Annotated in this window: 12 protein-coding genes and 1 riboswitch; of the genes, 7 read left to right on the forward strand and 5 right to left on the reverse strand. The window is 37.8% G+C overall.

Annotation, left to right across the window (positions count from 1 at the left end; all coding sequences use genetic code 11):
* Window positions 1-42: 42 nt before the first annotated feature.
* The gene (locus POF52_RS20115; RefSeq protein ID WP_176585293.1) at window positions 43-426 is read right to left on the reverse strand and encodes a VOC family protein; all 384 of its coding nucleotides are present in this window, start codon (window positions 424-426) and stop codon (window positions 43-45) included.
* Between the two features lie 97 nt (window positions 427-523).
* Complete coding sequence (cdaS, locus tag POF52_RS20120) at window positions 524-1,150, reverse strand: sporulation-specific diadenylate cyclase CdaS (RefSeq protein ID WP_013085296.1); 627 nt, start codon at window positions 1,148-1,150, stop codon at window positions 524-526.
* Window positions 1,151-1,463: 313 nt separating this feature from the next.
* Window positions 1,464-1,566: riboswitch (SAM riboswitch) on the forward strand.
* A gap of 252 nt (window positions 1,567-1,818) precedes the next feature.
* Between cdaS and POF52_RS20125 the strand changes: the two genes are divergently transcribed.
* The 7 genes from POF52_RS20125 to POF52_RS20155 all read left to right on the forward strand — a co-directional run bounded on the left by POF52_RS20125 (window position 1,819) and on the right by POF52_RS20155 (window position 7,688).
* A complete protein-coding gene (locus POF52_RS20125) occupies window positions 1,819-2,532 on the forward strand; it encodes a phosphoadenylyl-sulfate reductase (RefSeq protein WP_176585294.1) in 714 nt (237 codons plus the stop codon).
* A 19-nt stretch (window positions 2,533-2,551) separates the two neighbouring features.
* Window positions 2,552-3,631, forward strand: a complete 1,080-nt coding sequence (locus tag POF52_RS20130; RefSeq protein ID WP_176585295.1) for an inorganic phosphate transporter — start codon at window positions 2,552-2,554, stop codon at window positions 3,629-3,631.
* A gap of 52 nt (window positions 3,632-3,683) precedes the next feature.
* Complete coding sequence (gene sat, locus POF52_RS20135; protein ID WP_013059582.1) at window positions 3,684-4,835, forward strand: sulfate adenylyltransferase; 1,152 nt, start codon at window positions 3,684-3,686, stop codon at window positions 4,833-4,835.
* A gap of 12 nt (window positions 4,836-4,847) precedes the next feature.
* Complete coding sequence (gene cysC, locus POF52_RS20140) at window positions 4,848-5,447, forward strand: adenylyl-sulfate kinase (RefSeq protein WP_014457932.1); 600 nt, start codon at window positions 4,848-4,850, stop codon at window positions 5,445-5,447.
* A gap of 91 nt (window positions 5,448-5,538) precedes the next feature.
* Window positions 5,539-6,318, forward strand: coding sequence for a uroporphyrinogen-III C-methyltransferase (cobA, locus tag POF52_RS20145; protein ID WP_013059580.1), 780 nt, complete (start codon window positions 5,539-5,541; stop codon window positions 6,316-6,318).
* 13 nt (window positions 6,319-6,331) lie between these two features.
* Window positions 6,332-7,099, forward strand: coding sequence for a sirohydrochlorin chelatase (locus tag POF52_RS20150; RefSeq protein WP_271994339.1), 768 nt, complete (start codon window positions 6,332-6,334; stop codon window positions 7,097-7,099).
* On the forward strand, window positions 7,080-7,688 hold the full coding sequence (locus POF52_RS20155; protein WP_271994340.1) for an NAD(P)-binding protein: 609 nt from the start codon (window positions 7,080-7,082) through the stop codon (window positions 7,686-7,688). The genes POF52_RS20150 and POF52_RS20155 overlap by 20 nt, the downstream gene beginning before the upstream one ends.
* A gap of 26 nt (window positions 7,689-7,714) precedes the next feature.
* Here the strand turns inward: POF52_RS20155 and POF52_RS20160 are convergent, their stop codons facing one another.
* The 3 genes from POF52_RS20160 to POF52_RS20170 form a co-directional block, all read right to left on the reverse strand.
* Window positions 7,715-8,392, reverse strand: a complete 678-nt coding sequence (locus POF52_RS20160; protein WP_013059577.1) for an MgtC/SapB family protein — start codon at window positions 8,390-8,392, stop codon at window positions 7,715-7,717.
* A 119-nt stretch (window positions 8,393-8,511) separates the two neighbouring features.
* Window positions 8,512-10,098 carry an AMP-binding protein gene (locus POF52_RS20165; protein WP_271994342.1) on the reverse strand — a complete coding sequence of 529 codons (1,587 nt, stop codon included), beginning with the start codon at window positions 10,096-10,098 and terminating at the stop codon, window positions 8,512-8,514.
* A gap of 239 nt (window positions 10,099-10,337) precedes the next feature.
* Window positions 10,338-10,532, reverse strand: coding sequence for a hypothetical protein (locus POF52_RS20170; RefSeq protein ID WP_013059575.1), 195 nt, complete (start codon window positions 10,530-10,532; stop codon window positions 10,338-10,340).
* Window positions 10,533-10,799 lie beyond the last annotated feature (267 nt).

A 10,799-nucleotide genomic window follows, 5' to 3' on the forward strand; every position in this document is an offset into this window, starting at 1 on the left:
AGCCACAGTATGACCATTTTTTACTGAAGGTATAAGATATCTTTATCTTTTTACTTCGTAATATTCAATCCATTCTTTGTCTGGACCGTAGAAAAATAAGTATCTTGCTCCATTTGGCAAAGTTACAATGTTTTCTTCCACAAATGAAACGCCTGCTGATTTTAAACGCTCAAACTCCTCTTCAATTCCGTCTACTGCCAGGGCAAAATGATGAACTTTACCTTCGTTAGGTAAGCTTGAGTTATACCCTTGAATTAACTCTACGATTACATTGCCTTCTAAACCTAGAAAAGCTAGCTTCAAAGATGGATCGGTATGTGGTAGTGTTTCGATGAGCTGTAATCCCACTTTTTGCGTATAGAACTCAATAGATTCTTCTATATCCTTTACTTGAACGCCTACATGTTCAAATTTTAAAATTGTCATATGCATCACCCGTATCTATAGTATGTAAAAACTATGAAATATATTAAAGAGAAAGGATATAGAAGTCAAGATAGGGCTGCTTATCAGGAAAGGGCTCTTAAATCATATTTTTGCTGGAATGAATAGGGTAGAGGCTTCCATCAAGAGCAAACGAAATTTTGCCTGTTTCTTCAGATACAACTAAAATTAATGCATCCGATTTTTCCGACATTCCAATGGCTGCACGGTGGCGTGTTCCCAATTTTTTGGTCGTTGAAATAATAGACGAGAGAGGTAAAACATTAGCAGCTGAGATAAGCTGATTATTTCTAATCAGGACGGCTCCGTCATGTAAGGGTGTCCCTGGATAGAACAGCGTCTCAACTAGCGTAGCGCTGACAGGAGCTTGAATAGGGATTCCTTTTTGAATAAGAGAGTCTACATTTTGTTCCCGTTCAATGACAATTAAAGCGCCGTGACGTTTCTCAGAAAGGTTATGAATAGCTAAGGACAGAGCAGCATATTCAAATGTATAAGGCGATAGATAGTGACGCAAATAATAAGAGGCAGCCGTAGCTTGAACATCTTGAAATAACTTTCGCATCTCCTCAAAATCACATAGGATACAATGATCACTCGTGTCTAAATGTTTAATTAAATTAGAGGCTTCAGTTGAAATCTGCTGTAAATATGTTCGCACATTATTTTTAATTGTATCGTCTAATTGAAAGGGGTGTCTCTCCATCTTATATAGCTCCTATCTGTCAGTCAGTGTTATCTGTAATGTGTGCTAATGTCAGTGAATTATCCGTAAAGCTTATAAATCCCTTATTAATTTTATAGAGAGGTTTTGTGTTTTATTTAGCAAGAGAATATAAAAAGTTGGAGAAAAAAGAAAGCGTTTTATAAACTGATATGTTCACATTTGAGTTAAATTTACATATGTTGTTTTAAATAAAAGTATAGATATTTCTGTGAATTTAAAGTGTAGTTTTCTTATCGGATATATGATTTTTAATGTTGACAAATATTCTAAATATGCTAAAATTTTTAAAAAATGCTTATCAAGAGTGGTGGAGGGATCTGGCCCGCTGAACCCCGGCAACCTGCTTAGCAAGGTGCTAATTCCAGCAAAGTGTGTATCATTTTGAAAGATAAGGTGGAAAATTATTGCCTAGCCAGTCTTTCAATATGGAAGACTTTTTATTTTGATAGAGCGCAAGCGATCATTTGAGAAGGGATAACAATAATGGTAAACCCGACTTAAAACAAATCTTTGAACACGTGAAGCAAAGGAAGAATTAAATAGTTTCGCTGACTAGACACACTAGAGGCGGTTTTATCCAAATCTAGTGGGTAAAACCGTCTTTTTTTATTGGATAAAGCGGATAACTAAGAAATGGAGTGGAGAAAATGGCAGATTTATATACGTATGAAAACTGGAGCGATACATTCCCAGAGTTCGACAGTGAAGATGAAACAAAAGGAGCTCTTTCAGCATTGCAGTGGGCGTACGATACTTATGGAGATTCAATTATCTATGCATCAAGCTTTGGAATCGAAGGAATCGTGTTAATTGACTTAATTTCAAAAGTAAAAAAAGATGCTGAAATTGTCTTTTTAGATACGGGCGTTCATTTTAAAGAAACATATGAAGTAATTGATGCAATTAAAGAACGCTTTCCTGATTTGCGTATTCGTATGAAAAAACCGGATTTAACGCTTGCAGAACAAGCTGAGAAACATGGAGATGAACTTTGGAAGAGTCAGCCTAACCTATGCTGTCAAATTCGAAAAATCATCCCGCTAAGGGAATCTCTTGCTCCTTATGATGCGTGGATTTCTGGTTTGAGACGCGAGCAGTCTGAATCTCGTGCCAACACGAATTATTTTAATAAAGATGAGAAATTCAAGAAAGTGAAAGTCTGCCCGTTAATTCATTGGTCCTGGAAAGAAGTTTGGCGCTATGTGTATAAGCATGATTTACCATATAACAAACTTCATGATCAAGGCTACCCAAGTATTGGCTGTGAGCCCTGTACCGCACCTGCCTACAATGTAGAGGATTTACGTTCAGGAAGATGGGCAGGTACACAAAAAGTTGAATGCGGATTACACGAATCTTAAATACGAAAGAGCTGAATAAATGATGCTTTTATATGTTGCCTTTATCATTGCGCTTTTTTTTGCAATGAATATTGGAGCAAGTGGTGCAGCAGCAGCTATGGGCGTTTCATACGGCTCCGGTGCGATTAAAAAGAAAAGAGTAGCCCTGTTCATCTGTGCTGTAGGTATTGTGCTCGGAGCCATTATCGGAGGCGGCGAGGTGGTAAAAACCATCAGTTCAGGTATCATACCTGAAAAATTGCTGTCAGTAGAATTAGTTATTATCATTCTGGCTGCTGCAACGCTTTCACTCTTTTTCGCGAATTTAATTGGTATTCCTCTATCAACAAGTGAAGTAACGGTTGGTTCAGTTGTTGGAGTAGGCGTAGCTTATCAATCTCTGTATGTGGAAAAACTTTTAGTTGTCATGTCTTTTTGGATTATTGTTCCGCTGGTTTCATTTGTCATTGCTTTTTTGATTGGAAAAGTGATAAAACGCAGAGCGCATAAAAAAGAAGCAGAGGGAAAGTGGAAAAGAGTTTTAACGATTTTAGTTATAGCGACGGGATTCTTTGAAGCCTTCTCAGCTGGAATGAATAACGTGGCAAATGCTGTCGGTCCTCTAGTAGGAGCTGGATTAATGGATGCCACAACGGGTGTCATAGCAGGAGGATTGGCAGTGGCGCTCGGAGCTCTTTTACTAGGAGGCCGAGTTATTGAAACAAACGGGAAAAAAATTACTCGCTATTCTGTAGGGGAAGGGTGCATTATCTCGGGTACTGGTGCTTCTCTTGTCACAATCGCTTCACTGTTTGGTTTGCCAGTACCGCTTACACAGGTCACTACGTCTTCTATTATTGGAATAGGAGCAGCGAAAACGGGATTCACGAAAGAACAGCGCGAAGTGGTCATTCAAATGTTAAAGGTTTGGGTGGTATCCCCTGTATTTTCACTCGTAATCTCATATGTTCTTGTGAAATTAGTACTTGAAAGCGACTTATATTCATTTGTGGTGCTAGCTAGCGGATGTATTGCCACAGCAGGTGTTCTAAGCTTAGCTAGAGCGACTAGAAGAAAAAGAGCAAGCTTGCAGTCGGAAAAAGAAAAAATGACTGCATGATTCAAGTGCTTTTTATTATATTGTGTTAATTATTTAAGGAGGATTTTACAAAATGACAACAATTCAAGCACACGGTGGAGAATTAATTAATTTATATCAACCAACATATGACTACACGTCACTAACAAAAGAAATCGAAGTAGATAACATGGCTCTAAGTGATTTAGAACTAATTGGAATTGGTGCTTACAGCCCAATTACAGGATTTTTAGGAGAAAAAGATTATCAATCAGTTGTTGAAAATATGCGTTTAGCAGATGGAACAGTATGGAGTATTCCTATCACTCTTCCTGTAACAGAAGAGCAAGCTAAAGAATTAAACATTGGCGACAAAGTAAAACTTGTTCAAAACGGCGTAACGTATGGTGTTTTAGAAGTTTCTGAAGTATATACGCCAAATAAAGAAAAAGAAGCGGAGAACGTGTACCGCACGGCAGAACTTGCTCATCCTGGCGTGAAAAAAATGATGGAACGCCCAAATGTATACGTAGCAGGTCCAATCGTACTTGTAGAACGTACACCTAAAACGCGTTTTGAAAAGTATTACCTAGATCCAACTGAAACAAGAGCAGCATTTGAAGAACGCGGTTGGAAAACGGTTGTTGGATTCCAAACTCGTAACCCTGTTCACCGTGCGCACGAATATATTCAAAAAACGGCATTAGAAATTGTAGACGGCCTATTTTTAAATCCACTTGTAGGAGAAACAAAGTCAGATGATATCCCAGCAGATATCCGTATGGAAAGTTATGAAGTACTTTTAGAGAACTATTATCCTAGCGATCGTGTAGCTTTAGCAGTTTTCCCTGCTGCGATGCGCTATGCTGGACCTAGAGAAGCTATTTTCCATGCAATGGTTCGAAAAAACTTTGGATGCACACATTTCATTGTAGGCCGTGACCACGCTGGTGTGGGTGACTACTATGGAACATATGATGCACAAAAAATCTTTAGTAACTTTACAGCAGATGAATTAGGAATTACACCTTTATTCTTTGAACACAGCTTCTATTGCAAAAAGTGTGAAGCGATGGCATCAACGAAAACATGCCCTCACAGCAAGGAAGATCATATGATTCTATCTGGAACAAAGGTACGTGAAATGCTTCGTAACGGAGAAGTGCCACCAAGCACATTCAGCCGTAAAGAAGTAATTGAAGTGTTAATTAAAGGATTAGCAAAACAAAAAGTATCTTCAAAATAAGGAGCGGTTGAAGTGAGCAAATCAACAAACATTACGTGGCATGATGCTGGAATTACAAAAGAGGAAAGACGCGAGCAAAATAATCATCACAGTTTTGTATTATGGTTTACAGGTCTTTCGGGTTCAGGTAAATCTACCGTAGCAAACGCAGTGGCAAAAGCGCTTTTTGATAAAAATATTCGCAACTATGTATTAGATGGTGACAATGTTCGTTTCGGCTTAAATAAGAATCTAGGGTTTTCTGCTGAAGATCGTACAGAAAATATTCGCCGTATCGGTGAGGTTTCTAAGCTGTTTGTAGACAGCGGTCAAGTGGTACTAACAGCATTTATCTCTCCATTCCAAGAGGACCGAGCTCAAGTGCGTGAGATCTTAGAGGGGAATGAATTTTTGGAAGTATACGTGGAGTGTCCGTTAGAAGAATGTGAAAAAAGAGATCCAAAAGGCCTTTACAAAAAAGCAAGAAGTGGAGAAATCCGTGATTTTACAGGAATTGATTCTCCGTATGAGTCACCGGCTAACCCTGAATTAACAATTAACACAAGCACACAGTCTGTAGAAGAATGTGTACAAACTGTTATTGAATATTTAGCTAACCGAAAATTTATCTAAATGACAGCGGACTTTGTCCGCTGTTCTAATTCAAATTAAAATGTGGGAGCGCTGCGGAGACGTGGAAATGATGGAAGGGTGAAAGGCATTCATGGGGAAAGTATATCTAGTCGGTGCAGGACCGGGAGATCCAGATTTAATTACATTAAAAGGGTTGAAAGCAATTCAACAAGCAGATGTTATCTTATATGATCGTTTAGTGAATAAGGACCTGCTGGAGTATGCTAAAAGTGATGCGGATATCATTTACTGCGGAAAGCTTCCGAACTACCATACCCTCAAGCAAGAAACAATTAACAACTTTTTAGTGAAATTCGCTAAAAAAGGAAAAATTGTAACGCGCTTAAAAGGCGGAGATCCATTTGTTTTTGGACGCGGAGGGGAAGAAGCAGAAGCTCTCGTGCAGCAGGGCATTTCATTTGAAATTGTTCCAGGAATTACATCAGGTATCGCAGCCGCTGCTTATGCAGGAATCCCTGTCACTCACCGGGAATACAGCGCAAGCTTTGCTTTTGTAGCAGGTCATCGTAAAGATAGCGAGCATGATGCAATCAAATGGGATAGCCTAGCCAAAGGTGTAGATACTCTTGCAATTTATATGGGGGTGCGGAACTTACCGTACATTTGCCAACAGTTAATGAAACACGGAAAAACTTCAGCTACGCCAATTGCATTGATTCACTGGGGAACATGTGCGGACCAGCGCACTGTAACTGGAACTCTTGGTACAATTGTTGATATTGTTAAAGAAGAACAAATTGAAAATCCAAGTATGATTATCGTTGGTGAAGTTGTGAATTTTCATGATCGATTAAATTGGTTTGAGAAGACTGGACAGCATTACTATTCGTTTGCACAAGAAGCTTACTAAAGAGGTTGATTATATGGATGCAGTTTTATATGTTTGCCATGGCAGCCGCGTAAAAGAAGGCGCTGATCAGGCAGTTGCTTTTATTGAAAGATGTAAAAAAAATCTAGATGTACCGATTCAAGAAGTTTGTTTCCTAGAACTAGCTTCCCCCACTATTGAACAAGGATTTGAAGCATGCATTGAACAAGGTGCTACTCGTATTGCAATTGTGCCTCTTCTGTTATTAACAGCTGCGCATGCAAAGCATGATATACCCGAAGAAATACACAAAGTATATGAACGTTATCCCCAGGTAGAAGTGCTGTACGGAGAACCGTTCGGCGTAGAGGAACGAATTGTTGATATCTTGCTAGAGAGAATCAATGAAACCAATGTGGATAAGCATGAAGATTCGATGGTATTGTTGGTCGGCAGAGGAAGCAGTGATCCTGCTGTAAAAAAAGATTTTAACGAAATAGCTCAACTGCTAAAAGGGAAAGGTGCTTTTAAAGAAGTGAGCACATGCTATTTAGCTGCAGCTTCTCCTAATTTAAAAGAAGGCCTGCACCTTGCTAAACGCACTTCGTATAAGCAAGTATTCGTTCTTCCATACCTTTTGTTTACCGGTATTTTAATGAACGAAATTAAGGAAGAATTGGAGCAGCTATCAACAGATGCCCAGCAGTTTATCTTAGCCAACTACCTAGGTTATCATGATGGACTTGCACACATTTTAAGTCACCAAGTAAAAACGTTATTATCCAGCAAAGGAAATCAATACGATGTATACCGTTATGCTTGATTTAAAGGGTCGTTCGGTCTTAGTAGTTGGGGGCGGAACAATCGCAACTCGTAGAATTAAAGGTTTTTTACAAGAAGGAGCAGCCATTACAGTGGTTGCTCCAACTGTTTCAGCTGAAATAAATGAATGGGAAGTTAAAGATCAGCTGCGTGTAAAAAGAAAAAAAGTAGGAGAAGAAGACTTACTTAATGTCTTTTTAATTGTTGTGGCTACAAATGATCAAGCTGTGAATAAGTTTGTTAAGCAGCATATTAAAAATGATCAGTTGGTTAATATGGCCAGCAATTTTTCCGATGGAAATATTCAAATCCCTGCACAGTTTTCTAGAGGGAGATTATCGCTAGCAATATCCACAGATGGCGCTAGTCCTTTGTTGACAAAACGAATCAAAGAAGACTTATCCTCAAATTATGATGAGAGTTACACACAGTATACACAGTTTTTGTATGAATGCAGAGTTCTTATCCACAGATTGAATGTGTCAAAGAGCCGTAAACATGAGTTATTAACAGAAATTATCGATGATCAATACCGGCTGTCTCTAGTAAAACAGCGGGAATTTTTACAACAGATTGAAAAATATAAATAAAAAACGGCCAATTGGCCGTTTTTTATTTATACATTTTCAACTTCAATGCTTCGAATACCGCTGATTTTTTGAATTTCGTAATACACTTCTGTAGTAGGGCGCTGGTTATTAACTGACACTTTCATTCGTATATACAATTCATTGGTGTCTAAATCTTTGATTCGAATATTTTTAATTGTAATATTCTTTTCTCTAATGCTATTAGTTGTATCAAAGATATTGTGCTTATCTGCCAGCTTGAGTTGAAGAATAAGCTCTTTCTCGCGCAGTTGCCTAGGCCCCAAAATAGTAATAAGGAAGGGAAGAAGTTCAACGCTGATAATGAGCAGTACAACTCCGGTAATAGCTTCAGGATAAAACCCTGCACCTACAGCAATGCCTATACCTGCTGCTCCCCAGATAATAGCCGCTGTTGTAAGCCCTGAGATGCTGTCATTTTCTTTTCGTAAAATGACGCCCGCCCCTAAAAAACCAATTCCAGAAACAATTTGAGCGGCCAGACGAAGCGGGTCCATTGTGATATGATCACCTTTATTAAAAATTTGAGAAGACTCAATCGAAACAATTGTGAGTAAACAGCTAATAATGGAAATTACGAGAGATGTTTTTAAACCAACAGGCTTTCGTTTTAGTTCCCTTTCAATTCCAATAATAAGACCAAGTACAGCGGAAATACCTAATTTAAGCAACATTTCATTTTCCATTATTTTCACCTATTTCAATAAACATTGTTGTTTATATCTGTATGAAAGAAGAAAAACAGATATGTATCAGTATAGTAAACTTTTCTTCATAATAACAGATGGAATTCAAAAAAATCTGATTATTTATAAAGCGCTACAATCTTTTCTTTCAATTTATATTTTTGAATCTTGCCGGAGGCCGTCATGGGAAAGTCGTCTATAAAATAAATATGTTCCGGAATTTTGAAATGAGCAAGCTTACCTTTGCAAAAGTCTTTGATTTCTTGAGCGGTAAGAAAAGAATGTTGCTTGAGTTTAATGCATGCAGCAACTCGTTCTCCATACTTTGGATCAGGAATACCGACAATTTGCACATCTTCTACCTCGGGTATTCTATATAAAAACTCTTCAATCTCTCTTGGGTAAATGTTTTCTCCGCCTCTAATAATCATATCTTTTAGACGTCCTGTAATTTTTACATAGCCATCCTTATCGATGGTAGCTAAATCTCCTGTATGTAGCCAACCTTTTACAATTGTTTTTTCTGTTTCTTCCGGCATTTTATAATACCCTTTCATTGTTAAATATCCTTTTGCACAAAGTTCTCCTTGTTCTCCGAAAGAAGCTGGTTTACCTGTAACTGGATTAATAATTTGAATCTGTACATGATTATGAACTTTGCCAACCGTTTGTACTCGCCGCTCGATAGAATCAGTTGGGGTTGTTTGGGTGATTACAGGAGATGTTTCGGTTTGACCATACGCGATCGTAATTTCATTGATGCCCATGTCATGGATGACTCGTTTCATTACTTCTGCTGGACAATTAGAACCAGCCATGATTCCTGTGCGAAGAGTAGATAAATCATATTGATTAAACTCAAGTGCATTTAATTCCGCAATAAACATAGTTGGTACACCGTGAAGAGCTGTACATTTTTCGTTCTCTACGGTGCGTAAAACAGAGGCAGGTTGAAATTCAATAATCGGTAGCATAGTAGCACCTACAGATACGCATGCTAGAACACCCAGCACACATCCAAAGCAATGAAAGAAAGGAACTGGGATGCATAAGCGGTCTTCGTTAGTCAGTTTCATAGACTGAGCAACTAAAAAGCCGTTGTTTACTATATTATGGTGACTTAGCATAACTCCTTTTGGAAAACCTGTTGTTCCGGAAGTATATTGCATATTGATAACATCATGGCTATGTAGGGATTGTTCATGCTTATCGAGAACCTCATCCGAGATCATTAAGCTACTCATTAAAAACTCATTCCAAGATGTATGTTCGCTTGATCCACTTAAGTTTATAAGATGTTTTAGTTTGGGAAGGTTATGTTCAATACTAGTGATAATAGACGTATAAGAAGTGCTTTTAAATTCCTCAATGAAAAATAGCGCTGTTGTATCAGAATGACTCAATACATACTCTAATTCAGAGGATTGATAACTTGTATTAAGGGTAACCAAAACAGCGCCTATTCTAGCTGCTGCGAATTGAAGAAGCAACCATTCCGGCACATTGGTAGCCCAGATAGCGATATGGTCGCCTTTTTTGAGACCGGTGGCTAGAAGTGCCTTTGCAACTCGAGAGGTTTCTTGATAAAATTCCGCGTACGTATAGCGAATATTTTGTTCAGAGTAGATAACCGCTTCTTGATGCCCAAACTTTTTTGTACTTTCTTTTAAAAGTTCTCCAACCGTTAATTCAAGCAATGGTTTCATTTGGTTTCCTCCTTGAATAATGTTAAAGTATACATGAAAGCGTTTTCTAAAAGTAGTTTATCAAATTTAAAGAAAGTGTTCCAAAAAATCATTCGACAAATTCCTTCACTGTCCATCGTACGTATAGAAGAAGAGGAGTGACTGAAGTTATCGCATTGATTTCAATAAGTAAGTATACTGAATGCGAATATTGTAATAAAATAAAGAAATGTCTCCTTTTTATAAGAAGACAACGCATGTTAATAAAGAATGGTATAAAAATATGAAGTAAACAAACAAAAAATCATGCTGAATGTTGAAAGTGAAATAAATGAAAGGCCGTTGACCTTGCCTTCTTTATTAGACATTTGAATTGATTCCCAATAAGCAAGTGAAATTAAGAGAATAGACATACAAAAGGACAAATAGAGTGCAGCTGCAATTAAGGTATCCAAGTGAACGCCTCCTTGGCGGATAATGATTTAATAGACATTATGCTAGTGTGGCTCTAGATATGCTAGTATCTATTAATTGGCGAACGTTTCGTTTGCAAGAAAATAGTTTTTAGAAATATATCGAAAAACTATTGCACAATAAAAGAAGGCATGGTATATTATTAAATGTCGCTAAGATGAACTGCTAAAGCAAACATCGAAGTGATAAACAAATAAAAAAACTTGTTGACAACTAGGTTGCAACTTGTTATGATAGTAAAGTCGCCT

This window comes from Priestia sp. AB (genome assembly GCF_028369225.1).
Taxonomy (GTDB): Bacteria; Bacillota; Bacilli; order Bacillales; family Bacillaceae_H; genus Priestia; species Priestia megaterium.

Excerpts from the sequence above, each read along its gene's own strand:
- POF52_RS20115 (WP_176585293.1), bottom strand. The coding sequence starts at position 426 with ATGACAATTTTAAAATTTGAACATGTAGGCGTTCAAGTAAAGGATATA.
- cdaS (WP_013085296.1), bottom strand. The coding sequence starts at position 1,150 with ATGGAGAGACACCCCTTTCAATTAGACGATACAATTAAAAATAATGTG.
- POF52_RS20125 (WP_176585294.1), top strand. The coding sequence starts at position 1,819 with ATGGCAGATTTATATACGTATGAAAACTGGAGCGATACATTCCCAGAG.
- POF52_RS20130 (WP_176585295.1), top strand. The coding sequence starts at position 2,552 with ATGATGCTTTTATATGTTGCCTTTATCATTGCGCTTTTTTTTGCAATG.
- sat (WP_013059582.1), top strand. The coding sequence starts at position 3,684 with ATGACAACAATTCAAGCACACGGTGGAGAATTAATTAATTTATATCAA.
- cobA (WP_013059580.1), top strand. The coding sequence starts at position 5,539 with ATGGGGAAAGTATATCTAGTCGGTGCAGGACCGGGAGATCCAGATTTA.
- POF52_RS20150 (WP_271994339.1), top strand. The coding sequence starts at position 6,332 with ATGGATGCAGTTTTATATGTTTGCCATGGCAGCCGCGTAAAAGAAGGC.
- POF52_RS20155 (WP_271994340.1), top strand. The coding sequence starts at position 7,080 with ATGTATACCGTTATGCTTGATTTAAAGGGTCGTTCGGTCTTAGTAGTT.
- POF52_RS20160 (WP_013059577.1), bottom strand. The coding sequence starts at position 8,392 with ATGGAAAATGAAATGTTGCTTAAATTAGGTATTTCCGCTGTACTTGGT.
- POF52_RS20165 (WP_271994342.1), bottom strand. The coding sequence starts at position 10,098 with ATGAAACCATTGCTTGAATTAACGGTTGGAGAACTTTTAAAAGAAAGT.